The organism is Microbacterium sp. M28, assembly GCF_025836995.1.
Classification (GTDB): Bacteria; Actinomycetota; Actinomycetes; order Actinomycetales; family Microbacteriaceae; genus Microbacterium.
The window spans coordinates 254,131-278,702 of sequence record NZ_CP107546.1 but is presented as its reverse complement, the minus strand read 5'-3'; the positions used below and the strand labels follow the sequence as shown (position 1 = coordinate 278,702).

25 protein-coding genes are annotated in these 24,572 nt (G+C 68.9%); 4 read left to right on the top strand and 21 right to left on the bottom strand.

Annotated elements, in window-relative coordinates:
* Nucleotides 1-104: 104 nt before the first annotated feature.
* Nucleotides 105-1,163: an enoyl-CoA hydratase/isomerase family protein gene (locus OED01_RS01400; protein WP_264156625.1), complete on the bottom strand. Its 1,059-nt coding sequence runs from the start codon at nucleotides 1,161-1,163 to the stop codon at nucleotides 105-107.
* A gap of 100 nt (nucleotides 1,164-1,263) precedes the next feature.
* On the opposite strand from OED01_RS01400, the gene OED01_RS01395 reads away from it, so the two are divergent.
* Nucleotides 1,264-2,961 (top strand): ATP-binding cassette domain-containing protein, encoded by a 1,698-nt coding sequence (locus tag OED01_RS01395; protein ID WP_264156624.1) that lies wholly within the window; start codon nucleotides 1,264-1,266, stop codon nucleotides 2,959-2,961.
* A 3-nt stretch (nucleotides 2,962-2,964) separates the two neighbouring features.
* On the opposite strand, the gene OED01_RS01390 is transcribed toward OED01_RS01395, so the two are convergent.
* The 11 genes from OED01_RS01390 to OED01_RS01340 all read right to left on the bottom strand — a co-directional run bounded on the left by OED01_RS01390 (nucleotide 2,965) and on the right by OED01_RS01340 (nucleotide 11,556).
* On the bottom strand, nucleotides 2,965-3,414 hold the full coding sequence (locus OED01_RS01390) for a hypothetical protein (protein ID WP_264156623.1): 450 nt from the start codon (nucleotides 3,412-3,414) through the stop codon (nucleotides 2,965-2,967).
* A 118-nt stretch (nucleotides 3,415-3,532) separates the two neighbouring features.
* Nucleotides 3,533-4,849 (bottom strand): glutamate-1-semialdehyde 2,1-aminomutase, encoded by a 1,317-nt coding sequence (locus OED01_RS01385; protein WP_264156622.1) that lies wholly within the window; start codon nucleotides 4,847-4,849, stop codon nucleotides 3,533-3,535.
* 43 nt (nucleotides 4,850-4,892) lie between these two features.
* Nucleotides 4,893-5,879, bottom strand: coding sequence for a porphobilinogen synthase (gene hemB / locus OED01_RS01380; RefSeq protein ID WP_264156621.1), 987 nt, complete (start codon nucleotides 5,877-5,879; stop codon nucleotides 4,893-4,895).
* The gene (locus OED01_RS01375; RefSeq protein WP_264156620.1) at nucleotides 5,876-6,673 is read right to left on the bottom strand and encodes a uroporphyrinogen-III synthase; all 798 of its coding nucleotides are present in this window, start codon (nucleotides 6,671-6,673) and stop codon (nucleotides 5,876-5,878) included. Before OED01_RS01375 ends, hemB begins: the two co-directional genes overlap by 4 nt.
* Nucleotides 6,673-7,665, bottom strand: coding sequence for a hydroxymethylbilane synthase (hemC, locus tag OED01_RS01370; RefSeq protein WP_264158001.1), 993 nt, complete (start codon nucleotides 7,663-7,665; stop codon nucleotides 6,673-6,675). Before hemC ends, OED01_RS01375 begins: the two co-directional genes overlap by 1 nt.
* Before the next feature lie 7 nt (nucleotides 7,666-7,672).
* A complete protein-coding gene (gene hemQ, locus OED01_RS01365) occupies nucleotides 7,673-8,350 on the bottom strand; it encodes a hydrogen peroxide-dependent heme synthase (RefSeq protein ID WP_264156619.1) in 678 nt (225 codons plus the stop codon).
* 96 nt (nucleotides 8,351-8,446) lie between these two features.
* The gene (locus OED01_RS01360; protein ID WP_264156618.1) at nucleotides 8,447-8,743 is read right to left on the bottom strand and encodes a hypothetical protein; all 297 of its coding nucleotides are present in this window, start codon (nucleotides 8,741-8,743) and stop codon (nucleotides 8,447-8,449) included.
* Nucleotides 8,730-9,137, bottom strand: a complete 408-nt coding sequence (locus OED01_RS01355) for a phage holin family protein (RefSeq protein ID WP_264156617.1) — start codon at nucleotides 9,135-9,137, stop codon at nucleotides 8,730-8,732. Before OED01_RS01355 ends, OED01_RS01360 begins: the two co-directional genes overlap by 14 nt.
* A gap of 1 nt (nucleotide 9,138) precedes the next feature.
* A complete protein-coding gene (locus OED01_RS01350; protein ID WP_264156616.1) occupies nucleotides 9,139-9,558 on the bottom strand; it encodes a hypothetical protein in 420 nt (139 codons plus the stop codon).
* Between the two features lie 124 nt (nucleotides 9,559-9,682).
* Nucleotides 9,683-11,224 (bottom strand): protoporphyrinogen/coproporphyrinogen oxidase, encoded by a 1,542-nt coding sequence (locus tag OED01_RS01345; RefSeq protein WP_264156615.1) that lies wholly within the window; start codon nucleotides 11,222-11,224, stop codon nucleotides 9,683-9,685.
* Nucleotides 11,221-11,556: a metalloregulator ArsR/SmtB family transcription factor gene (locus OED01_RS01340; RefSeq protein WP_264156614.1), complete on the bottom strand. Its 336-nt coding sequence runs from the start codon at nucleotides 11,554-11,556 to the stop codon at nucleotides 11,221-11,223. The genes OED01_RS01345 and OED01_RS01340 overlap by 4 nt, the downstream gene beginning before the upstream one ends.
* A gap of 65 nt (nucleotides 11,557-11,621) precedes the next feature.
* Here OED01_RS01340 and OED01_RS01335 point away from each other — a divergent pair, with 65 nt between their 5' ends.
* Nucleotides 11,622-12,524 carry an NAD(P)H-binding protein gene (locus OED01_RS01335; protein ID WP_264156613.1) on the top strand — a complete coding sequence of 301 codons (903 nt, stop codon included), beginning with the start codon at nucleotides 11,622-11,624 and terminating at the stop codon, nucleotides 12,522-12,524.
* Between the two features lie 3 nt (nucleotides 12,525-12,527).
* Here the strand turns inward: OED01_RS01335 and hemE are convergent, their stop codons facing one another.
* On the bottom strand, nucleotides 12,528-13,550 hold the full coding sequence (gene hemE, locus OED01_RS01330) for a uroporphyrinogen decarboxylase (protein WP_264156612.1): 1,023 nt from the start codon (nucleotides 13,548-13,550) through the stop codon (nucleotides 12,528-12,530).
* 120 nt (nucleotides 13,551-13,670) lie between these two features.
* Between hemE and OED01_RS01325 the strand changes: the two genes are divergently transcribed.
* Nucleotides 13,671-14,921, top strand: coding sequence for a glutamyl-tRNA reductase (locus OED01_RS01325; protein ID WP_413231639.1), 1,251 nt, complete (start codon nucleotides 13,671-13,673; stop codon nucleotides 14,919-14,921).
* Nucleotides 14,922-14,928: 7 nt separating this feature from the next.
* Here the strand turns inward: OED01_RS01325 and OED01_RS01320 are convergent, their stop codons facing one another.
* The 6 genes from OED01_RS01320 to OED01_RS01295 all read right to left on the bottom strand — a co-directional run bounded on the left by OED01_RS01320 (nucleotide 14,929) and on the right by OED01_RS01295 (nucleotide 21,511).
* Nucleotides 14,929-15,405, bottom strand: a complete 477-nt coding sequence (locus tag OED01_RS01320) for a heme-degrading domain-containing protein (protein WP_264156610.1) — start codon at nucleotides 15,403-15,405, stop codon at nucleotides 14,929-14,931.
* A gap of 46 nt (nucleotides 15,406-15,451) precedes the next feature.
* Nucleotides 15,452-16,258 (bottom strand): NAD-dependent epimerase/dehydratase family protein, encoded by an 807-nt coding sequence (locus OED01_RS01315; RefSeq protein ID WP_264156609.1) that lies wholly within the window; start codon nucleotides 16,256-16,258, stop codon nucleotides 15,452-15,454.
* Nucleotides 16,255-17,556, bottom strand: a complete 1,302-nt coding sequence (locus OED01_RS01310) for a mandelate racemase/muconate lactonizing enzyme family protein (protein WP_264156608.1) — start codon at nucleotides 17,554-17,556, stop codon at nucleotides 16,255-16,257. The genes OED01_RS01315 and OED01_RS01310 overlap by 4 nt, the downstream gene beginning before the upstream one ends.
* Nucleotides 17,556-18,374: an RraA family protein gene (locus OED01_RS01305; RefSeq protein WP_264156607.1), complete on the bottom strand. Its 819-nt coding sequence runs from the start codon at nucleotides 18,372-18,374 to the stop codon at nucleotides 17,556-17,558. Before OED01_RS01305 ends, OED01_RS01310 begins: the two co-directional genes overlap by 1 nt.
* A 99-nt stretch (nucleotides 18,375-18,473) precedes the next feature.
* On the bottom strand, nucleotides 18,474-20,693 hold the full coding sequence (locus OED01_RS01300) for an alpha-amylase family protein (protein ID WP_264156606.1): 2,220 nt from the start codon (nucleotides 20,691-20,693) through the stop codon (nucleotides 18,474-18,476).
* Nucleotides 20,690-21,511: a hydroxypyruvate isomerase family protein gene (locus OED01_RS01295; RefSeq protein ID WP_264156605.1), complete on the bottom strand. Its 822-nt coding sequence runs from the start codon at nucleotides 21,509-21,511 to the stop codon at nucleotides 20,690-20,692. The genes OED01_RS01300 and OED01_RS01295 overlap by 4 nt, the downstream gene beginning before the upstream one ends.
* Before the next feature lie 86 nt (nucleotides 21,512-21,597).
* Between OED01_RS01295 and OED01_RS01290 the strand changes: the two genes are divergently transcribed.
* A complete protein-coding gene (locus tag OED01_RS01290; RefSeq protein ID WP_264156604.1) occupies nucleotides 21,598-22,659 on the top strand; it encodes a LacI family DNA-binding transcriptional regulator in 1,062 nt (353 codons plus the stop codon).
* 1 nt (nucleotide 22,660) lies between these two features.
* Here the strand turns inward: OED01_RS01290 and OED01_RS01285 are convergent, their stop codons facing one another.
* The gene (locus OED01_RS01285; protein WP_264156603.1) at nucleotides 22,661-23,803 is read right to left on the bottom strand and encodes a Gfo/Idh/MocA family protein; all 1,143 of its coding nucleotides are present in this window, start codon (nucleotides 23,801-23,803) and stop codon (nucleotides 22,661-22,663) included.
* Nucleotides 23,800-24,555: a ThuA domain-containing protein gene (locus tag OED01_RS01280; protein ID WP_264156602.1), complete on the bottom strand. Its 756-nt coding sequence runs from the start codon at nucleotides 24,553-24,555 to the stop codon at nucleotides 23,800-23,802. Before OED01_RS01280 ends, OED01_RS01285 begins: the two co-directional genes overlap by 4 nt.
* Nucleotides 24,556-24,572: the final 17 nt, after the last annotated feature.

The window sequence follows — 24,572 nt, the reverse complement described above, 5'->3', positions numbered from 1 at the left end:
CGTGCCACGCCCCACGGACATTGCCCAGTGGATACCGGCGTTATCCGCTCAGGGCGAACGAATTCCGCCGATGGGGGCGCATATCTGCACCCCGTCCAGCTTTCTCAGGCGAACAGTGGGGTCTCGGGCACGAACTCCCTGGCGCCCGCCCCGGCATCCGGACCCAGCTCGGCGATCGTGGCGGGCTGCCAGCGCGGCGTCCGGTCTTTGTCGACCAGTTGCGCGCGGATGCCCTCGACGAGGTCCGGGTGGTGATGCACGAACCAGAGTACGCGGCGGTACTCCCCCGTAAGCGCGTCGCGGAGGTCGCCCTCGCGCGCCTCGCGGACCGCGTCGAGGGTCACGGCCAGGCCGGTCGGTGCGAGTTCGGCGAGCACGCCGGCCGTCTCAGCGGCCGCTGGCTCCGAGCGCTCCGCCAGCCGCCGGACGATCTCGCCCACCGAATCGGCCGCGAAGGCGTCATCGATCCAGGCGCGCTCGGCGATCAGGCCTGAGGGCTCGGGGGTCTCGTCGAACAGCAGGACCAGTTCCGCCGGGCCTGTCGGGTCGGCTCGGTAGGCGAGGGCTTCGCGCAGCGCGTCCAGGTTCTCGGAGGGCACGTAGTGATCGGCGAGGCCGGTGTACACGGCATCCGCGCCGTCCAGCGTGCGTCCGGTGAGAGCCAGGTACTCCCCCAGCCGGCCGGGTGCGCGACCCAGCAGGTACGTGCCGCCGACGTCGGGGGTGAAGCCGATCCTGGTCTCCGGCATGGCGAGCCTGGAGCGCTCCGTGACGATGCGGATCGCGGCATGACCGGCCAGGCCGATGCCGCCGCCCATCGTGATGCCGTCCGCGAAGGCGACCAGCGGCTTCGGGTACTCCGCGATCAGCGCGTTCATCGCGTACTCGGCACGGAAGAAGTCGGCCGTCCGCTCGGGCTCCCCTGCGCGGATCTGGTCGTACAGCGCTCGCACGTCGCCGCCGGCGCAGAGCCCTCGGCCTTCCCCGTCGAGAAGGACGATCTGTACGTCGGTGTCCGTCTTCCACTCCTCGAGCGCGCGGGTGATCTCCTGGATCATGCCGAGGTCGAGGGCGTTGATGGCCTCAGGCCGATTGAGCGTGAGCCGCCCCAGCGCGCCCTCGGTGCGGACGAGGACACGGGATGCTGCAGGCTGATCGGTCACGGATGCCACGTTACCCGCTGGCGGTTTCCACCCTGATAATGCACGATTTTCCGCGATTTCCGACAAGATAGAGGGTACTGCCCACCGAAGAGAGGTCCCGATGCCCGACGGACAGGTGCTCGAGTTCGATCGAGTGACGAAGCGGTTCAGCGACGTCACCGCCGTTTCCGACTTCTCGGGACGGGTCGAGCCTGGGGTCGTCACCGGGTTCCTCGGTCCGAACGGTGCCGGCAAGACGACCACGCTGCGGATGCTGCTCGGCCAGATCCGACCCACGTCGGGGACGGCGACCATCGGCGGAGCGCAGTACTCCGATCTGAAGCACCCGGCGCGCATCATCGGCGCCATGCCGGAGGACCCCGGGTTCCGCCCGCGTCGTTCGGTCGAGCGCCACCTCGTCATCGCCGCGAAGGCGAACGGCATCGCGCTCTCGCGTGTGTCCGAGGTCATCTCGTTCGTCGGTCTGGACGGCGAGGCGGGTACGCGCATCGGCGCGCTGTCGCTCGGCATGCGCCAGCGTCTCAGCGCCGCGACGGCGCTGCTCGGAGACCCCGGTGCGCTCGTGCTGGACGAGCCGGCGAACGGCCTGGACCCCGAGGGGATCCGTTGGATGCGCATGCTCATCCGCGGACTCGCCGATGAGGGCCGCACGGTTCTCGTCTCTTCGCACGTGCTCAGCGAGGTCGAGCAGGTCGCCGATGAGATCCTGGTCATCGCGCACGGTGAACGCAAGTTCGCCGGGTCGCTCGCCTCGCTCGCGGACCCTACCGCCGGGCCTGTCGTGGTGGATGCCGTGGACCGCAACGGCCTGACCGACGCGCTGCGCGCCGCCGGCTTCGAGTTCGAGGTCCTGCGATCGGGTCTCACCGTGCGCGGCAGCGACGCGAGGACCATCGGCACGGTCGCCGCTCAGGCGGGCGTGGCGTTGACCACTCTGCAGCAGCGCGGACCGACGCTCGAGGACGTCTTCCTCGATCTCGTCAACGATCGCCCCGTGCAGCTGCGCAAGCCGGAGGCCGCGGATGCGACCGTGGCCGTTCCGGTGGTTGCCGCGCTCGCGGGCGTCGCCGACACGGATGCCGCGCCCGTCGCCGACCAGGAGCTCGCCGTCGATGACGCCGAACCCGACGCGGAGGAATCCCCCGCGGACGCGGACGCCGCGGAGGCAGACGCTGTCGACGGCATCGCAGAGGACGGGGGCGAAGCCGACCCGGCCGCGACCGAGGACGACTCCGTCGAGGCTGCCTCCGTCGACGAGGACGAAGACGACGACGCCGAGGACGAAGAAGACGCCGAGGGGATCGAGGTCTTCGCGCCGATCTCGGCCGCCGAGGATCGCCCGCTTCCCGGCGTCGCCGACCTCGCGGCCGCGGCCGCGGGACTCTCGCGGTCCGACGAGGGCTCCGAGGCGCCGTCGAACCCCGCGGTGTCGGATGCCTGGGCAGCGCTGCTCACCGGCCGCCCGCTCGACGAGAGCGCAGAAGAGGACGACGCCCAGGAGCAGCTGTCCGAAGACAGCGCGTCGCCCGCATCCGATGATTCCGCCGACGAGGTGCAGACCGCCTCGGACGACCAGCACGAGCCGAGCCACCAGCCCGAGTCGGACGAGTCGCACGACCATCTCGACGAGGCGGATGCTCCTGCCGCACCCGACTCGGACTCATCGGAGGCCGAATACACCGAGTTCGCGCACGAGCAGCACGTCGCGGACGGCGATGACGCGCCGGTCGAGCGCGGTGAGCAGCACGACGAGGACGAGCAGCACGACGGCGAGCAGCCCGAGCACTCGCGGTCCTGAGCGTCAGATCGGGCGCGGTCGGATGACCGGGCGGCCCTTGCCCTTCACGACGGGAACCGGCGCGGTCGCGACGATTTCGACGACGTCGGCGAGCTCCTCCGTCACGTCCAGGCGCAGCGCCTGAGTCAGCGCCAGCCCGTGACGGGTCGTGAAGATCAGCCGCTGATACAGCTCGTCGCCCTCGAGATCGATGACGACGCTCGGGCGACGACGGCGGATGAGCACGAAGTCCGTGGTGCCCGCGCCCTTCCAGGTGCCGGCGGCGAGGATGCCCGGAATGTGCGTTCCCGGCCCCGGCACGCCGCGCAGCCACGTCCACGCGTCATCGGTGAGCTGGACCTTGGTGATGTTGTCGCGTGCGACCCGGATGTTCTCGCGATGGAATGTCGCAGCCCGCTCGACGGGTGAGAGCACGACTTCGAGCTGCGTCTGATCCAGCAGCAACGTCACCATGACTCTCAGTCTGCCAGCGTCCTCCTGCGAGATGTCTGCGACTTGCTCACAGGACGGCAACGATCCGGTCGTGGGGAACGCTCGGCGCGGCCGTCCTGACGAATGCCGGGGGCTGTGGTCAGGCGCGCGCGGCGGCCTCAGCGGCTGCCGGCAATGCGCGCTCGATGCTCGCCAGGGCGGCGTCGTCGTGGGCGGCGGTGAGGAACCAGGCCTCGAACACGCTCGGCGGCAGGGCGATGCCCTGCTCCCGCATGCTGTGGAAGAACGGAGCGTATCGGAAGGCCTCCTGCGCCTGCGCCTCGGCGTAGTCGCGCGGCGCGTTCTCGGCGAACACGACGCCGAACAGATTGCCCGCCCGCGGGACGGCGTGCACGACACCAGCCGCGGTCAGCGCGGCGTCGAGCGCATCGGCGAGACGGGATGCCGCGGCATCCACTCGGGCGTAGACGTCCGGGGTCGCCAGCCGCAGCGTCGCGAGTCCTGCGGCGACGGACAGCGGGTTCCCCGACAGCGTGCCGGCCTGATACACCGGGCCGAGCGGGGCGAGCAGGTCCATGATCTCCGCGCGTCCCCCGAGCGCAGCAAGAGGCATCCCGCCGCCGACGACCTTGCCGAAGGTGATGATGTCGGGCAGGTAGACGTCGCCCGCTGAGGCCTGCAGGCCCCAGAAGCCGGCGGGGTGCACGCGGAAGCCGGTGAGCACCTCGTCGAGGATGAGCAGCGCGCCGTGGGCGTGCGCGGTCTCCGCGAGGAACGCGTTGAAGCCCGGTTCGGGCGCGACCACGCCCATGTTGGCGGCGGCGGCCTCGACGATGATCGCGGCGATGCGATCACCGAGCTCGGCGAAGACCTGCTCGATCGCCGCCCGGTCGTTGTAGGGCACGACGAGGGTCTGCGCGGCGATCGGAGCCGGCACTCCGGCCGAGCCGGGCAGGGCGAGCGTCGCCACCCCTGAGCCTGCGGCGGCCAGCAGGCCGTCGGAGTGACCGTGGTAGTGGCCGGCGAACTTCACGAGCAGGTCACGACCGGTGGCGCCTCGGGCCAGACGGATGGCCGTCATCGTCGCCTCCGTGCCGGTCGACACGAGCCGCACGCGCTCGATCGGCGCGTGCTCGCCGACGCGGACCCGGTCCACGATCAGACCGGCGAGCTCGACCTCGCCCTCGGTGGGCGCGCCGAACGACAGCCCGCGGGTCGCGGCCTCCTGCACGGCACCGACCACCTCCGGGTGGGCGTGACCGAGGAGGGCAGGCCCCCACGACGCCACGAGGTCGACGTAGGTGTCGCCGGCGGCATCCGTCACCGTCGCACCCTGCGCCGAAGCGAGGAAACGCGGCGTGCCGCCGACCGATCCGTACGCCCGCACCGGGGAGTTCACTCCGCCGGGCGTCACCGCACGGGCGGCGGCGAAGAGGTCATCATTGCGGTCGGTCATGGGGCAATCCTCGTGTCGACGGTCGGTCGGTTTCAGGCGACGGTCAGCGGACGGGCGACGACAGCCACCGGGCGGCCTCGGTCGCCCAATAGGTGAGAACGGCGTCCGCACCGGCGCGGCGGATCGACAGCAGCGATTCCAGGATCGCCGCGCGGCGATCGATCCAGCCGTTCGCGGACGCGGCCTCGATCATCGCGTACTCGCCGGAGATCTGATATGCCCACACCGGAATATGCACGCTGTCGCGCACTTCGCGCAGCACGTCGAGGAACGACATCGCGGGTTTCACCATGACGATGTCCGCGCCCTCGGCCTCGTCGATGACGGCCTCGCGGACGCCTTCGCGACGGTTGCCCGGATCGAGCTGATACGTGCGCCGGTCTCCGGTCAGCTGCGAATCGACGGCCTCCCGGAACGGGCCGTAGAACGCGCTGGCGTACTTGGCCGCGTACGCGAGGAGCAGCGTGTCGACGAACCCTTCGGCATCCAGGGCCCGACGGATCGCCGACACCTGGCCGTCCATCATGCCGCTCAGACCCAGCAGCTGCGAGCCGGCGCGCGCCTGCGCGAGCGCCATGGCGGTGTACCGTTCGAGAGTCGCATCGTTGTCGACGGATCCATCAGCCGCCAGCACACCGCAGTGGCCGTGATCGGTGAACTCGTCCAGGCACAGGTCGGTCTGCACGACGAGAGCATCGCCCACCTCGGCGGCCAGCACAGCGGTCGCGACGTTGAGGATGCCGTCCGGATCGTCGGCTCCGGAGCCGATGGCGTCGCGGACCGCCGGAACGCCGAAGAGCATCACGCCTCCGACACCGGCGTCCGCGGCCTCGACAGCGGCGCGCTTGAGCGAGTCCAGGGAATGCTGCACGACGCCGGGCATCGAACCAATCGGAACCGCGTCGGTCAGACCTTCGCGCACGAACATCGGCAGGACGAGATGCCGCGGCAGCACATCCGTCTCGCGCACGAGGTCGCGGACGGCCGCCGACTGCCGGAGTCGACGCGGCCGGATCTCAGGGAAGCTCACGGCGCGAACTCGTCTGCCGCGTGCGGAAGCGTGAAGTGCGAGACCGCCTCGATCAGGGCATCCACGGTCTGCTTGTCGGCGACGACCTGGATGGACAGGCCGGCCTTGCGGGCGTCCTTCGCCGTGCGGGGGCCGATGGCGGCGAGCAGCGTCTCGTCAGGGATCTCGGGGAACTGCTCGCGCACCTGCTGCGCCACGGAACCGCTCGTGATGAGGATGGCGTTGATGCGTCCGCTGTTGACGTCACGCCGGATGCGGTCGGTCACGGGAACACCGACCGTGCGATAGGCGACCACGCTCGAGACGCGATGCCCCGCCTTGACGAGGGACTTCGACAGCACCGGCTTGGCGATCTCGCTGCGCAGCGTGAGGATGCGGCGCGGCTCGGGCTCGAGCGCGATGAGCTGCGCGGCCATGCCCTCCGCGGAGTTGTCCTGCGTCGGAACGAGCGCCACCTCGTAGCCCGCTGCCTGCAGGGCCGCGGCCGTCGTCTCTCCGACCGCAGCGATCTTCGTGTTCTTCGGCACGACGGCGCGGTGCGCGAACAGGACGTCGACGGTGGTCGCGCTCGTGACGGTCAGCCAGTCGAACTCGCCGGCGGCGAGCTGCTCAAGGGCTTCGTCGAGGGCGGCCTGATCGGTCGTCGGGCCGAAGTTGATCAGCGGCGCGACGACGGGCACGGCGCCCTGCGCGCGGAGACTGGCGGCGACGCCGTCGCCCCACGGGCCTCCTCGCGGGACGAGGACGCGCCAGCCGGCGAGCGGCTTGTCATGCTTCGATTCGGATTCGGTCATCAGGAATGCTCTCGGGGAACCAGGTCGGCCGCCCCTTGTTCGAGCAACCGACGGGCGACAGAAAGCCCGATCTCACGTGCTGTGTGCATCGGGTTCGCACCATCGGCAGCATCCGCACCATTGCCACTGCCGTTCAGACGAATATACCCCCCGTTCACCTGCTCGGTGACGTCGAGCCCGATCCGCCGGCTTCCATCGACCGCGTACACGACCGTTCTGATCCGTATCGAGTCGCCATCGACGACCGCGTGCGCGGCCATCGGCGCCTGGCATCCGGCATCGAGGCCTTCGAGGATGCCGCGCTCCACCTCGACGGCGAAATGGGTCTCCGGGTCGTCCAGCGCGGCGAGGGCCGAGCGCAGGTCGTCCGGAGCATCCGTCCTGGTCTCGACCGCCAGCGCCCCCTGGCCGGGGGCGGTCGGCCACTCGGCAAGACCGAGCTGCTCGCGGTGCAGGCTCGTGTCGCTGCCCAGCCGCGACAGGCCGGCGGCGGCGAGGATCACGGCATCCAGCTCGCCGGACTCGACACGTCCCAGTCGCGAGTCGACGTTGCCCCTGATGTCGACGACCTCGGCCTCCGGCGCCCGCCGCCGCACCTGCGCGATGCGGCGAGGGGAACCCGTGCCGATGGAAGCGCCGGCGTGCAAGGCGTGCAGGGGCGTTCCGCCGCGCGTGATGACGACGTCACGGGCGTCCTCACGGGGCGGGGTCGCCGCGATGACCAGTCCGTCGGGGATCGCGGTGGGCAGATCCTTCAGCGAATGGACCAGGAAGTCGCACTCGCCCGCGAGCAGAGCCTCGCGCAGACGGGTGGCGAAGATCCCCATGCCGCCGATCTCGGACAGCGAGGCGCGATTGGTGTCGCCCTCCGAGACGATCGGAACGAGCTCGACCGGGCGCCCGGAGACCTGCTCGAGGGCGGCGGCGACGTGGCCGGACTGCGCCCTGGCAAGGGCGCTTCGACGGGTGCCGAGGCGGATCGGAGTCGTCATCACGGGCCTACTGGAGCACGTCCGCGATCTCGTCGAAGCGCAATCGCCGTCCCGTGTAGAACGGGACCTCCTCCTTCACGTACAACCGCGCATCGGTGTAGCGCAGGTCGCGCATGAGGTCGACGAGCTCGGTCACGTCATCGGCCTCGAGCGGAAGCAGCCACTCGTAGTCGCCGAGCGCGAAGGCCGCGACGGTGTTCGCGATGACACCGGTGAACGCGGCGCCCTTGCGTCCGTGGTCGGCGAGCATCTTGCGGCGCTCCTCCTCCGGGGCGAGATACCACTCGGGGGTGCGTACGAACGGGTACAGGCACAGCCAGTCCTTCGGCTCGACCCCGCGGAGGAAGCCGGGCACGTGCGCGCGGTTGAACTCGGCGTCGCGGTGGACGCCCATGACGTTCCAGACCGGGATCAGCGTGCGCAGCAGTTCGGTGCGGCGCAGCCGGCGCAGTGCCCGCTGCAGTTCCTCGGCTGTCGCGCCGTGCAGCCAGACCATCAGGTCGGCGTCGGCCTTGAGTCCGGAGACGTCGTAGAAGCCGCGGATCGTGACGCCGGAGTCCTCGATGTGCTCGGCGATGGTCTCCAGCTCGGTCGCGTCGGTCTCGAGGACCGGAGCGTTCGGGTTACGGCGCCACACCGCCCAGAGGGTGAAGCCGGATGGGGATTCTTCGCTCAGGTCGGACATGCTTCCAGTCTGCCCCTTTCCCCCTGGCATCGCTAATGCGCGACGGATGCCCGGCCGGCTCCTGGCCGGAGCCTCGGCCCCTGCGCGGAGGAAGCGTCAGCGGGCGATCACCCTGGCGATGCCCCAGACGAGCGCACCTGCGGCCGCCGCGATTCCGACTGCGGCGGCGATCGCGCCGACCGGGTTGCGGTCGGCGAAAGCGCGCGCCTTGACGGCTGCGCGCTTCGACGCCTTCTCGACCCGGCGCGGAACGTTGCCCTTGATCTCGATGGCCGCGAGTGCCGCCTTCAGCTCGGCGCGCGCCGACTGCACCGGGTCGGCGATACCTGCCGGAACCGCGGTGCGGGGAAGCGTCACGGGTGTGCGGGAAAGCTGCTGCTCAGAGTTCGTCATCGCCGGCGTCCTTCACGAGTCGGATGTCCTTCGCCACGGCCTGTCCGGGGTTCTCCCTGGCCATGACCTTGCGGAACTTCAGGATGCCGAGCAGTGCGAACACGAGCACGGCGATGATCAGGATGCCGATGACGGCCAGTGCGGACAACCAGACAGGCCACCACGACGAGAGTCCGGCCACGGCGAACACGAGGATCATCGGCACGAGCCAGAACAGGAAGAACAGCGCGACGAGGAACCAGACGCTGCCGATCCCGGCATCCTTCGCGGTGCGGGAGATCCACACCTTCGCCGCATCGATCTCGGCCTTGACGAGTGCGCTGACGAGCTCGGGGAGGTCCCCGAGCAGCGTCAGCAGGCTGTCGTCCGCACGGTCGCGGTATCCGCGGACCATGTCACTTGCCGTTCTGCGTGGTCTTCTTGGCGGCAGGCTTCGCGGCGGCGGGCTTGGAGGAGGTCGACTTCGCCTCGTTCGCCTTCTCCTTCGCCTCGTCCACGGCGTCCTCGGCCGCGTCGGAGACCTCTTCCACGACGTCCTTGCCCGCGGCGATCGTGGCGTCGAGCTTCTGGCCGGGCGTACCGGGGCCGGTCGCGGACTTGGTCACCTTGACGACGCCGTTCCAGACGGCGCCCGGGATCGCGGCGGCCTTCTCTCCCACGAAGCCCTTGACCTTGCCCACCTGCTCCTGGACGGGATCGAGGTGGTAGAGCTTCAGCCACTGCGTCTTGATCTGCTCATAGCGCTCGCGCCCGGCGCGTGTGCCGAGAACGTAGCCGACGCCGAGTCCGACGACGAGTCCGATCTTCCCCTTCATGGGGTCTCCTCACGTTGTTCCGGTCGGGCCGCACGCGTTCTTTCCGCGGGCCAGGAGTTCCAGAGTAACCCCATATGCCGTTTTCGGCATCTAATCTTCTGAGGGGTTGACAGCGGGCCTTCGATCAGGCCCAGAGAAGGTGCCGGCGGATGCGATCCGCCTCGGCCGTGGCATCGGGGACGACCTGCGCCAGCCCGGTTCCGGACAGCCACGCCCCGACGACAGCGAGACCCGGCACCGCTTCGACGGCCGTCCGCGTCCTCCTCCGGCGCTCACCCGCGCCGATGAGTGATGCCGGCTGCGACTGCGTGAAGCGCGCCCGGTGCGCACCCACGAGCTGCGCCGAGGAGAGCGGGATGCCGAGCAGCGCCGAGGCCTGCTCGAGCGCGAGCTGCGCGGCCGCGTCGTCGTCGAGGGATGCCGTGGCCGCCGGTTCGCCCTGGGAGCCGAACGAGACGCGCACCACGTGGCGGCTCCCCGCCGTCTCGCGCAGCCACGTCCACTTGGCGGTGGCGTGCGTGAGCGCCTTGGCGGTGAAGCTCCCCGGCACCGTGAGCACGCCGGTGCCGCGGGGGGCGGCGTCCAGCGCCGGGGCGTCGAGCAGGAGGGTGACGATCTCGATCTCGGGAGAGGCCGCGGCCGCACCGAGGTCGGCCACATGACCGTCCAGCAGTGCGCGTGCCGGCCCTTCGGCCGTGGCGATGATCACGGCATCCGCCGTCAGCGGCTCGTCGTCCGCGGGCGAGGCGGCCTCAGCGGCATCCGGGGCCTCCGGGGCCTCCGGGGCCTCCGGGGCCTCCGGGGCCTCCGGGTCGGCTTCATCGACAGCCGCGACGGCAACGGTCCAGGCGTCTCCGGCGCGGGTGAGGGACTCGACCGCTGCCCCCGTCCGCACGACTGCACCGAGCTTGTCGAGGTCTGCGCGCAGCGCGTCGACGAGCGTGCTCATACCGTCGGCGAGACCTTCGACCGCCGATCCGGGCGCCTTGTCCTTGCGTGCGGCCTGCTGCTGGCCGACCAGGGCGTCGACGGCGCCGCTGAGCGAGCCGACCCTGGTCAGCGCGGCGTTCAGCCCCGGTGCCGCGACGTCGACGTCGACGTCGTCCGGGTGCGCCGAGTAGACGCCCGAGACGACCGGCGCGACCAGGCGCTCGAGCACCCGGCGTCCCATCCGCGCTGCGACCAGGCGGCCGAGGCTGCGCTCGTGGCCGATGGTCAGCGGCGGACGGACGCGGTCGACGTAAGCGCGCCATGCGCCCCGCCATCCGATGATCCGGCGCACGTCGTCGACGAACGGATTGGCGGGGATGCCGAGGATGCCGCCCTTGGGCAAGGGCAAAGGTTCCACGCCGGGGACACCGGCCAACCACGCTCCGCCGGCGGCCGGCGTCTGGACGTGGTCCGCCAGTCCCAGTTCGTTCACCAGTCGCCGGACATGGCCGCCACGGGTGGCGAAGCTCTCGGCTCCGGCGTCCAGTCGAACGCCGTCGATCTCGGCCCGACGGACGGCGCCGCCCAGTTCGGCCGTTGCCTCGAGCAGCGTCACGCGCATGCCGATCTTGGCGCACTCGCGTGCCGCCACGAGGCCGGCGACGCCACCGCCGACCACGACGACGTGGCGCTCGGCGGCACGCTCGGCCAGTTCGGGTTCGGGGTGTTCGCTCATGCATCCATCTTTTCAGGGCGCTGCTGAGTGCCGCGCTTGCGCACCTCCCGGAGCACGATCTGCTCGGGGCAGACGACGGAGAGGAAGTCGCCGACGGACAACGCAAGTCGCTCGCCGACGAGCGAATAGAGGATCCGGTTCCCGTCGCGGCGTTCAGTGATCAGCTCCGCCTGACGGAGCACGCTGAGGTGTCGGGAGATCGTCGGGCCGCTCGAGGTGAAACGAGAGGCGATCTCGCCAGCGGCGAGTTCCCCGTCCTTGAGGTCCTGCAGGATCTGCCGGCGGGTGGGGTGAGCCAGTGCGGCGAAGACGTCGGACGCGTTGTCTGCCATGGTTGCAATATAGCACTTTCGCTAGATAGCATTTCGTTGAATAGCTAATAAGCGAAGGAGCGGACATGAAGGTCGCGATCACCGGTGGCACCGGTTTCGTCGGACGGCATCTCGCCGAACGATTGGATGACGTCGTGCAGGTCTCGCGCCGCGCGGGTCTCGATCTCGCCGACGTGGACGCGCTCGCAACCGCTTTCGCCAGATGCGATGCCGTCGTTCACTGCGCCGGCATCAACCGCGAGATCGGCGACCAGACGTTTCAGCGCGTGCACGTGCAGGGCACGCGCAACGTGGTCGAGGCCGCCCGGCTCGCGGGTGTGAAGCGGATCGTGATGGTCAGCTTCCTCCGCGCCAGGCCGAACTGCGGCTCCGGCTACCACGAGTCGAAGTGGGAGGCCGAGGAGCTCATCCGAGCGTCCGGCATCGAGCACACCATCGTGAAATCGGGCATGATCTACGGCGCCGGCGACCACATGGTCGACCACGTCACCAAAGCGGTGCGCACGCTGCCTGTGTTCGGAACGGTCGGGTTCCGCGAGCGCACTGCCCGTCCGGTGCCGGTGGAGGATGCCGTCGATGTCCTCATCGCGGCCCTGGAGGGGCGCATCCCCGATCCGACGATCGCACTCATGGGCGTCGACGAGATCACTCTCGGCGAGGCGCTCCGACGCATCGCCCGCGTCGCCGGACGACGCCCCGCGTTCGTCCCGCTTCCGGTGTGGACGATCAAGGCACTGGGCCACCTCACCGAGTGGACCATGGTCGTGCCTCTGGTCGCCCGAGCGCAGGCGCGGATGCTGGCCGAGGGTGTGAGTGAGCCGTTGCCGTTCGCCCCGGAGCCGCCGGAGGACATCCGCCCGGCGCGACCTTTCGACGACGCGCGGATCCGTGCTGCCCTTCCGGAGGGCAGGTTCGGACCCGACGACCTGCGGATCGTGCGCTGGTGGCGCCGGGTACGGGCTGCCTGAGACTCAGTCGCCGTGGACCAGTTCGACGATGCGGGTCAGCTGATCGGGGTCGGTCTCCGGCGGGACACCGTGGCCGAGGTTGACGATGTGCGCACGCGCCGCACGGCCGCGCTCGAGCACGTCGCGCACATGCGCCTCGAGCACGGGCCACGGAGCGGAGAGCAGCGCGGGGTCGATGTTGCCCTGCACGGTCACATCGGGGCCAAGGATGCCAGCGGCCACGTCGAGCGGCTGGCGCCAGTCGACGCCCACGGCATCCGCGACGCCGTCGAGACGCATGTCCGCGAGGAACGGCCCCGTGCCGACGCCGAAGTGGATGACGGGGAGGTCGATGCCTTCGACGGCGGCCCGCGAGTGCGGGGCGACGAAGGCGCGGTAGTCGGAAGGGCTGAGCGATCCGGCCCACGAGTCGAACAGCTGCACCGTCGCTGCTCCGGCGTCGCGCTGCGCCTCGAGGAAGCGGCGCGAGATGCGCGACAGCCAGTCGGCGAGGCGATTCCACGCGGCGGGGTCGGTGTGCATCATGGCGCGGGCTCGGAGATGCTCCTTGGACGGTCCGCCCTCGACGAGGTAGGCCGCGAGAGTGAACGGTGCTCCGGCGAAGCCGATGAGCGGGGTGTCGCCGAGTTCGGCCGTCGTGATGCGCACGGCCTCCGCGATCGCGGTCGTGTCGAGATCGTGCGGGTCGATCGCCGTGATCCGATCGACGTCGGTTGCGGTCCTGACCGGGTCGGCGAACACCGGCCCACGACCCGGTTCGATGACGACGTCGACGCCGGCGAGGCGCAGCGGGATGACGATGTCGCTGAAGAAGACCGCGGCGTCGACGCCGTGCCGCCTGACCGGCTGCAGGGTGATCTCCGCGGCGAGGTCGGGGGTGAGACAGGCGTCGAGCATCCGGGTTCCGACGCGTAGTTCGCGGTACTCGGGCAGCGATCGCCCGGCCTGTCGCATGAACCAGACCGGGGCGGTCTCCGGGCGGTCTCCGGCGAGCGCGCGCAGCAGCGGGGCAGTGGGTGCAGGCATGCTTCCATCCTCCCATCCGAGAGCTTTGTTTCCGCCTGGGAGCGAGCGCCTTTCGACACGGCGTAGAATCTCCTTGTGCTGCTGTGTGTGACGGCGAGTCACAAGACCGCCTCTTTCGACATGCTCGAACGACTGAGCCGCACCCCTGACGACGTCGCGCCGAACCTTCTGTCCATCGCGCCGTGCGTTCAAGGGGCTGTGGTCCTTTCGACGTGCAACCGGTTCGAGGCGTACGTGGAGATCGACGAGCCGGTCACCGCCGCGGGTGCCGTCGGCGTCGAAGCGGTCCTCGAAGCCATCGAGCAGTCCTCCGGCATCCCGGCATCCGAGTTGGACGGATCGTACGCCGTGCACTCCGGAGCCCGCGTGGCCGAGCACCTGTTCGCCGTGGCATCCGGACTCGAGTCCGTCGTGCCGGGCGAGGGCGAGATCGCCGGCCAGGTCCGCCGTGCGCTGACCTCCGCCCGCAAGGAGGGAACCACCTCCCCTGAGCTCGAGCGCCTGTTCCAGCGCGCCAGCCAGGCACAGCGCAAGGTCAAGAACGTCACTGCGCTCGGACGCGCCGGCCGCTCCCTGGTGCGCCTGTCGCTCGAACTCGCCGACAGCCGGATCGCCGACTGGTCCGCCGAGCGGGTGCTGCTGGTCGGCACCGGCGCGTACGCGGCTGTCACGCTCGCCACGCTCCGCGAACGCGGCGCGAAGCACATCTGCGTCTACTCCCCCTCCGGCCGTGCCGAGCTGTTCGCGAAGAAGCACGACATCACGCCGGTGGCCGCAGAGGACTACGCGCGCATCGCCTCGCGCTCCACGCTGCTGATCACCTGCACCACCGCGACCGAGCCCGTCCTCGGCCCGGAGCACCTGCAGGCGCCCACGGGACCGGTGGCCGCCGGATGCCCCGTCGGGCCGCACTCGCAGCTCGTGATCGACCTCGGGATGCCGCGCAACGTCGACCCCTCGATCTCCGACCTCGAAGGCGTCGCCCTGCTCGATCTGGAGACCATCCGCCTGCACGCACCGCTGGAGGAGCTCCAGGCGACGGATGCCGCACGCAGCGTCGTCCGCGAAGCCGCCGACACCTTCCACGTCGTCGGCCGACAGCAGAGCGTGACACCCGCCGTCGTCGCGATGCGCTCGCACATCTTCTCGTTGCTCGAGGCCGAGATCGACCGCGCCAGGGCGCGCGGCGACGAGGACGGCCGCGTCGAGCAGGCGCTGCGCCACCTCTCCGGCGTCCTGCTGCACACCCCGACCGTGCGTGCGCACGAGCTGGCCGCCGAAGGCCGCGCGGACGACTTCATCGTCGCGCTGAACACGCTCTACGGCATCGCACCTGCCGCCCCGGCATCCGAGGAGTCGGCGAGCGCCTGAGCGGCACTCATCGTTCGCGGAGTGCTCGAAGGCCCTCGACGACGAGAGCGTGATCGTCGGCCTCGGCGAGACCGGACGCCGCAGCGACGCCGACGAGCAGCTCCCCCACCCGAATGGGGAATCCGCCGCCGAAGGGGGCGAAATCGTTGGGTTCGTGCCAGTTCGTCGAACGGAAGTCCGCTCCGCGGAGCCGGAAGGACAGTCCGACGCGGTACGTCGACTGTGCGTACGACCCTACAGTGCGTATCTTCCGCTCCAGCCACAGATCGTTCTCGACGCGTGTGCCGGCGCGGGCGGCATGGAACACCCGCTGTGCGCCGAACACGATCGACACGGCCACAGCCTGGTCCCGCGAACGCGCGAGCTCGATCATGCGCGTTCCCGCGACATAGGCATCCTCATAGCCGAACGCGTCGAATCGCAGCTCTTCCTCCTGCGCGATCACTTCTGCCAGAGTCTTCTCCACTCCGGAGTCCGCACCCATCAGTCACCTCTCGTCATCTGTTCATCATCGGTCGCTGCTGCGACGATCACACGTCCTCACCGCGCCAATCGAGGATGCTCCTCGCGCGCTCCGAGTCGTAGAACGAGGCGCTGCCGCGGAGACGAGCGGTGATCGGCACGTGCGGGTAGTACCTGGCCGCAAGCTCCGCCGTCGGAGTGCTGCTGAGCGTCGAGGCGGCCACGAGATTGAGCACGACGTGCGCCTCAGAGGCGACCGTGCAGGCGCGCACGGTCGCTTCCGCCGCCTCGTCGAGGGGCGTCCACCCCCAGAGGTCGCGCGACGGCGCGTCCGCGGGGTGCCGGTCCAGACGCTCCGCCCGCGTGGCGATGAGCGCGTGGTATCGCAACGAGAATGCAGAGAATCCCGGGTTCGAGGCGACCACGGCGTCCGCCTGCAGCTCCGCTTCTCTTTTGGACAGGCCGTACGGGTCTTCGCAGTAGGACGAATGCGTTTCATCGACCGCGAAATAGTCGTACCGCGGCGAGCGGCTGAAGCATCCACCGATCGCGTTCACGCTCGACGCCATCACCACTCGACCGATGCCCTGCTCAGCCGCGACGGTCAGCGCGTTGTACGAGCCGGTGACATTGGTGTTGTGCACCACCTGCGCCCGCCTGTTCAGAGGGGAGGTGATCGCCGCCAGATGCACGACGGCATCCGCGTGACCGATCGCGTCGCGCAGTGCCTCCGCGTCGGTGACGTCGCAGGCGACGCCGCCGGGCGAGGCGACCCGGTCGATGGCGACGGCCTCGTATCCCTCGGAGCGGATCGCGGCCACGACTCGTCGGCCGAGCAGCCCGGCCGCCCCCGTGACCGCGATCCGCATGGTCATCCCCAGATCCGATCCATGCTCCGCTCCGCATCCCAGTGGGAGGTTTCCGCGAAGAACACCGGATCCGCCGGGTCCAGGTGACCACGCATGGCCTCCTCGTCGATGTCTCCGAACCCGAGACCGGGAGCGTCGGGGACCTGGATGAATCCGTCCTGGATGATCGGGGTGGGTAGACCGGTGACGAGGTCGCTCCACCCTTCGACATCGGCGGCGTGGTGCTCCAAGCCGATGAAGTTCTCCGTCGCCGCCGCGAGATGCACGCAGGCCATCGTCGCGACCGGCGAAGCGGCGAGGTGCAATGCCATGGGGATACCGAAATCCCAGGCGTAGTCCCCGAGACGTTTGGTCTCCAGGATTCCACCCGATGTCGCAGGGTCAGGGTGGATCACGCTCACCGCTGCCTCTTCGATCAGAGGCCGGAAGTTCTCCGCCAGGTAGATGTCCTCGCCCGTGCATGTCGGCGTGGTCGTCGCATTCGTGAGGCGCTTCCACTGCGCGGTGTACTGCCACGGGATCATGTCCTCCAGCCACGCGAGGTTGAACTCCTCGAACGCCTGCGCGATCCGGATGCAGGACTCGAGCGGGATGTGACCGAAGTGATCCATTGCCAGTGGCACCGCGTAGCCCACCTCTTCGCGAAGCACGCGCACGTAGTCGACGAGGTACTCGATGCCGGCAGGAGTGATCTGCTGCCCGGTGAAGGGGTGCATGGTCAGCTTCGCCGTGCGCGCGTACGGTGGTGCGATGAGGGTGCCCGGGATGTCCCAGAGGAGGTCGACCCCGACGTCGACCTTGAGCATCTTGTATCCCGCATCCAGTCTGCTGCGCAACATCGCGGCTGTGCGGTGCGGGTCGGCTCCGCCGGGGGTGTCGGCGTAGCACATCACCTCATTGCGATGCTTTCCCCCGGCGAGCTGATAGGCCGGTACGCCGTACGCCTTGCCCGCCAGATCCATGAGCGCCATCTCGACGGCACTGACGCCGCCACCTCGGCGACCGTGCCCGCCGAACTGCTTGATCGAACGGAAGATCGCATCGATGTCGCACGGATTGCGGCCGATGAGCCGGCTCTTGAGGGCGAGAACGTAGCTCGCGCTCGCCTGATCGCGTACCTCACCGTATCCGCTGATGCCCTGGTTGGTGTCGATGCGCACGATCGTCGAGCGGAAGGGCACGCCGACCAGGTTCGCGATCCGCAGATCGGTGATCCGCAACTGCGACGGGGCGGAAGAACGCGAGACGGGGAGTTCGTACGCGGCCTCAGACGACAGGGATCCGATATCGCTCAGCGTGGACATCAACGAGCGCTCCCCTCGCGCTCGCGCCAACTCTGAAAATCGGTCTCGATCTCGTCGAGCCACGGCGAGGTGTCGATGGAAGCGCTCGAGTAGCGCCCCTCTCTCAGCCGTTGCTTGCCGAACGCGTCACGTGACGCCGTCTCCCATGCGTTGTCCGCGAGCTCGACCGCGAGTTGCGGAGGCACGAAGTACACGCCGGTCGCCGTGCCGAGCACGACGTCACCGGGCAGCACCGTCGCCCCGCCGATGCGCACCGGTGTGTTCAATCCGGCGAGGGTGACGTTGCGGATGGGCGTGGGGTCGGCCGCGCGGTAGAAGAAGTTGACGTCGTCGAGTCGCTGCAGACCGGTCAGATCCCGAACGCCCCCGTCGATCACCGCGCCGGCGTGGGTGCGGGCTGCGACGGCAGTGCCGAGATTGTCACCGATCACCGTGCCCTCGACGACTTTCCCGAAGATGTCGACCACCATGACATCGCCCTCACCGAGCGCATCGATCACCCAGGAGTTCTGGCGATCGCCGTCCTGCAGACCGTCGCGCTCGCCCGCCGCGACCACGGCGGCGTCGTAGTCGGGACGGTGGGGAAGGAACTGCGCGGTCACCGCCCGTCCCACGAGCACCCGCCCCTGGTGGGTCTGCTGCCATCCGCTCGCGAATTGCCGCGGATACCCGTGCTTGTGGGTCGTCGCCCAGGCGTCCTCGGATGTCGCCGTCATGATGCGCTCGAGCACGTCATCACCGACGCGCGGACGCCCGTCGGCAGAGCGCTCCCCCTCCCATCCGGCGGTGAGGCGGATGATGTCCGCTGGACTCTGCAAGAAGCCATCGACTGGCACGTTCTTCTCCCTGATCGGTACTGCGGTTCGGTTCGGTTCGGTTCGGTTCGGTTTAGTTGTGCCCGAATCGGCGGATGTCGTTCAGTCGAAGTCGATCGTCAGCTCTTCCAGATCGATCGCTATCACCTCGAAATCGAGCACCGAGTCGATGGTGAGCTCGACCCGTCCGTCGACGATCAGCGCGTCCGCGTCGGCGTCTGAACGCAGCAGCCGAACCTGTCGAACCCGTCGTCCCTCCGGGATCGCTATCGAGACGAGCTGTTCGGGGCTCGGAAGCAGCTCGACGATCGGACCCTTGAGGTAGCGCGGATTCGTCATGTTCACGAGGTGCACGGTCATGGACGAGGACTGCTCCCACGCGACGACTTCGATGACACCGCCGCCGCGTACGCTGACGAGCTCCGCCGCGTCTCTGGCCCAGTCGAGCACGCCGCGCATGAGTTCGAAGTGGTCCTGCACGAGGAAATCGCTGAACGCCCTGTCGATGTCGTTCGCGAAGTACGCCACTCGGCCTGCCCCGACCTGGGACAGAACCAACTGCGGTCTGCTCTCATCGGTATCGCGGCGGTACACGTCCTCCATCGGCAGGTCGGGGTACGAGTCGATGAGCGTCACCGGAACTGTGCGCGAGATCGATTCGCTCACGTCGCGGTCGTCGCGAACAGTTACCTCGACCCTGTTGGCGGAGTTGATGATGACGTCGGTGCCGGTGATACCCCGCAGCACCCGTTCCGCCGCGTCTCCGTCGCCTTCGGCCGCCGCTCTCAGCCTCAGGTAAGAGTTCGAGATGTCGGTGCGTACGCCGTGCGCGCTCACCCCGAACTGGTCGCCGAGGGCGAAGTCCTTCCGCGGTCGGCCGTGTTCGTCCAACAGGCTCGTTCGATATGTGGCCACGAGCGTCCCTCCGCGCGCGACGAATTCGCGGAGCTGATCGGCCTGCCGATCCGACATCGCGACGGTATTGGGCAGGATCAGTACGCGATACTTCTGCAGCGCGGCGGCGTCGAGCAGCTGGTCGTGCACCATGTCGAACGGCATTCGCGCCTCGACGAGCATCTGGTACCAGCCGAGAATGGGGCGCTGCACCGTCCTCTCGGATTCCGCTCCGTCGAAGGCACGCGCGCTTTGCTGGGAGTAGACGAGACCGATATCGGCGATCGAGCGCGTGTTGCGGAGGTACCGCTCGTTCTCGGCGTGCCAGAGATAGATGCTCTTGACGACGTCGAGCCAGCGGGTGTCGTGAACGGTGCCAGCGAACTTGGTGAACCAGGCGCGGACACCGTTCGCCGTGGCCGATGCCACCCACATCCGGATCTCCTCGGCGACCTGGACCGAGTCTTTCCAGCGATGGGCTTCTTCGATGCCCATGCTGAAGATACCGCCGACCGGCTTGTTCCCCATGACCGCTCGGAACTCCTTGGCGTGACGTCCGCTCGTGAACGCAGGACTCAGCCCGCTCCGGGCCTGCTTGTCCGCGAACAGGATCTCCGACTGCGCGGCGAGCGCGGACATATCGATCGCGCTGAGTGCGCCGCCTCCGGAGTTCGGGACGAAACGCGCTTCGGGTTTCAGAGCACGGATCTGCTCATCCCAGGTGCGCGCGATGCCGAGCAGCGTGCGTTCCCACCACTGGCGGTAGCGGATCTCCTCCGCTGTGTAGCCGCCGTTCCTCGTCGGCAGGGGCGGAATGTCCGCGCCACCGCTCGCGTCGCGGTATTGCGCGCGGCACCCATCGCAGAAGCATCGCCCCTCGCCCGTCCACCGGTTGGCGAAGATCGCATCGACGTCGTAGCGCTCGAGGATCTCTGTGATGACCCTGGGCACGAACTCAGTGGCGTACGTGCCGAAGGGACACGTGAGCCACACGTTCGGCGCCGACCAGTGCTCCTGGGGCTCGCCGTCGCGGTCGCGGCTGAGCCACTCGGGATGAAGCGCCGCAACCGACCCGTGCACGGCGTGCGAGTCGATGCGAGCCATCACGACGAGCCCCAGGTCTCGCGCGCCGCGTACGAGGTCGCCGAACGGATCGCTGTCGCCGAGGTACGGGCTGCGGTAATGCCCCTCGACATCACTCGGATAGAACGCCATGTACCCCCCGGCATTCAGACACGCGGCATCCGCGCGGATGTCGCGCATGTAGTCGATCCAGAAACCGGGATCGAACCCGCTGCCCGGCCGTGGATCGTCGCCGACCATCGTCAACTGCGCCCAGCGCATCGCCCGTTCGTACCAGGGCAACGCAGCGCGTTCGATGTCGACCGCGGCGGCGGACGGGATCGACATGGATTCGACAGTGCTCATCGTGCGACCTCTCGATCCGCCCCGAGCGCAGCCGCGAGCGCCTCAGCGCTCACCGCATGCGGTCCAGGGATGTACTCGGCGGCGATGTGCCCTGAATAGCCGACCTTCGCGAGCGCCCGCAGGACACCGGGGAAGTCGACATCGCCTGTTCCCGGTGCGCCGCGCCCCGGATCATCAGCGAGCTGCACATGAGCGATGTGTTCGGCGTGGTCACGGATCTGGGCCTCGAGATCCATGCCGTTGGACGCCAGGTGGAACGAATCGAACAGCAACGCGACCGAATCGATCCCTTCTGCGACAGCGCGGGAGCGCACTCGTTCGGCGTCATCGAGAGAGCCGAGCGGGTAGCCGGTGTTCGCCGCGCTGCTGAGCGGTTCGAGAAGCAGCGTCCCGCCATCGAGCGCGGCGGCGACGCGTGTGAGATTGGTCAGCGCGACGTCGAGCGCGGCCTCGTCGCTGACACCGTTGAGGCGCAAACCGTACAGTGCGTTGAACAGCGCGCAACCCGTGTTCTGCGCGATCTGCTCCGTCGCCGCGAGCGAGCGCTGCAGATCCACTTCCCGCCCCGGGTGAGAGAGCACCCCGCGCTCACCCGCGGCCATGTCACCGGCGTACAGGTTGAGCGCCACGAGGCTCACGCCTGCCTCATCGATCGCTCGCAGAAACGCATCGACTTCGATGCTCGAAGGCGATGCCGTGTCGAAGGGCCACCACGATTCCACGAGGTGGAAGCCCGCGGCTCTCGCAGCCTGGAACCTTTCGAGAACTGCGAGGTCTGCGAAGAGCAGTGAGACGTTGGCGACGATCGAGGAGGTCATGAGCCGTCCGTTCTGGGGATTGTCCCTGTGACAAGATGATTCGCGGCGGTTATCGATATACGCGACACGACGCGGACAGGAGTGCGATGAGCGATATGCACCCGGAATCGGCGGACTCCGGCAGACGGACGCGCGCGACGATCGCCGATGTCGCGGCCCGGGCCGGAGTGTCGCGCGCCGCGGTGTCGAAGGTGTTCAATCGCACGGGCAGCATCTCCGCCGAGACGACGAGGCGCATCCAAGAGGCAGCCCGTGAACTCAACTGGACGCCCAGCGCGACGGCCACGGCGCTGCGCCGCTCTCGCTCGCAGACGATCGGCCTCGTCTTGGACAAGCCGAACGATCGCGTGGACATCGGGTTCGGCACAGCGTCGTTCCTCGCAGGCATAGAGTCCGAGCTCGCCCCGTTCGACTATGGGCTCCTGCTCTACGCCGTCGGCCGAGACCCCGCAGCTCAGCTCGCTGCCTATCGTCGGGTCGCCGAGACCCGTCGGGTGGACGGCATGATCCTCACCGATGGTGGCGAGCACGATCCTCGCTTCGACGTGCTCGCGGACAACCGCATGCCCGCCGTCCTGGTCGGCACGCCCTTTCCCGGAACCACGATCGCTCACGTCGAATCCCCGAATCCCGAAGCCGGTGTCGAGGACGCTGTCCGGCATCTGCACCAGTTGGGGCACCGCCGTATCGCCTATATCGGCGGCACGCCGGGGCGCTACCAGTCGGAGGCCCGCCGCGCGGCTTTCCGGACCGCGCTGACCACGCATGGCCTCACTCCGCTGGCGGACGTCTTCGCCGACTACGTCCCCGAACGCGCAGCCGAGGAGACGCGGCGTCTGCTCGCGCTCGCGACGCCCCCGACCGCCATCCTCTACGCCTCCGATGCCATGGCCATCGCGAGCATCAGAACGGCCGCCGAGATCGGCGTGCGCGTGCCCGAAGATCTGTCGGTCATCGGTTACGGCGGAGCCGACCTCGGCGAGTGGATGACCCCGGCGCTCACCACGGTCGTGCGCGATGCGGAGCAACGCGGGCGTGCAGCCGCGATCACCCTGCTGCGTCTGCTCGGCGAGCAGCCGCAAGGGGACGCCGTGTTGAGGAACCCTGAGCTCGTGCTGCGCGCTTCGACTGCGACGATCCATAGCTGACTCAGACCCTCGCCACGTCGAGGTCGGCCCCGGCAGGACTGGTGGCGCGCCAGGCGCGCAGGTGCTCACCCGCGTCGCCCCACCCGTCCAGCACCGCGCGGATCTGCTCGTCGCCGCGTTCGGCGGCAGCGCGGATCGCCTCCGCACGCGCCTCCTCGAGGACATCGTCGATCCGAATACGCTGGCCTCGCCGGGCGGAGATCACCGCGGCCTCGACCATCGCGAGGCTCAGGATGTTCTCATGCACTTCGCCCGAACAGGTTCCACCGACGTGCACGGCAGCGGCGAAGGAATGGAGCGACTCCGCGACTCCGCCGTATCGGAGTCCTTCGCTCGCCGCCTGCGTTTCCGGCTCGCTGCGAGGGGGTTCGTCACCGTTCCACATCGCGCTGCCGTTCTCGCCGCTCACGCGCCAGGATCCGTTCCAGGAGGTCTCGGCCCCCGGGCTCGCCCAGCTGCCCGTGTAGATGTAACGGGCGCCCCCGGTCATCTCGAAGATCGCGGTCGCCGCCGCGTCGCCCGCGTACCAGCTCCAGCTCGGGTTGTACTCCTCGCAGTACACCGCGACAGGATCGGCGTCGAGCAGGAAACGCGCGGAATCGAAGGGATGGATCGCCATGTCGAGGAGCAGCGGGTGAGCCATCTCGTCTCGGAAACCGCCGAAGTGCGGCGCCCTGAAGAACTCGGTCGTCGCGATTCCGAGACGCCCGAGTCCTGATGCCTGGCTCTTGAGCTCGTGCAGCTGTGAGTTGTGTCGGCGCGACTGGCTCACCACGAACAGACGGTCGTGCGCCTCGGAGGCAGCCGTGAGCGCCACGCTTTCGGCGAGAGTGGCCGCAGCCGGCTTCTCGCTGACGACGTGGAGACCGCGTGCGAGAGCCGTGACTGTCACACCGAAGTGAGCGGCAGGAATCGTCACGTTCGCCACCGCATCCGTCTCGACCCGCTCGAGCATCTCCGCGAGCGTCGCGGCGACGGGCAGGTCCGGGCGTCCGATTGCCTCGACAGCCGCACGCGCTCCTCCAGTGAAGATGTCGACGACGCCGACGAGTTCGAATGCCGCGGACTCCTCAGCGATCGAAATCCATCGGCGTCCCATGTTGCCGGCGCCGACGACGACGACGCGCAGCGTGCGGGCGCTCATCCGGCGCCCACCGCGCTCAGCACCGGCATGGTGCGAGCCAGCGCCGGAAGGATCCGCTCGCCCGGGTTGGCCGCCCAGACGCACGCGTTGGCGAGGACGCGGCGCACATCGGGGTGGTGATACACGGGATAGGCCTGATCACCAGGGCTGAAGTAGAAGATGCGCCCGCGCCCGCGTTTGTAGGTGAGCCCGGAGCGGAAGATCTCCCCACCACTGAAACTGGAGATGAACACTGTCTCGTCCGGCGTCGGAACGTCGAAGAACTCGCCGTACATCTCCTGCTGTGGGATGTCGATCGGGTTCGGCACCCCCTTGACGATCGGATGCGCCGGGTCGACGGTCCACACGAGCTCACGGTCGTCTTCATTGCGCCAACGCAAGGAGCAGGTCGTCCCCATGAGCCGTTTGAAGATCTTGGAGAAGTGTCCCGAATGCAGCACCAGCAACCCCATTCCTGAGAGGACATGCTTCTGCACCCTGTCGACGACCTCGTCGCTGACCTCCTGATGGGCGCGATGCCCCCACCAGGTGAGCACGTCGGTCTCCGCCAGCACGTCGTCGGTGAGTCCGTGCTCGTCGTCGTCAAGCGTGACGGTGCGCACGACAGCCTCGAATCCGAGATGTTCCCGGATGCCGTCGGCGATCGTGGCATGCATCCCGTCCGGGTACAGCTCCTGCACGATCGCGTCCGTCTTCTCGTGCCGGTTCTCGCCCCAGACCGTGACGCGAATAGGTGTGTTTCGTTCAGTCATGTGGATGCTTGCTCCCA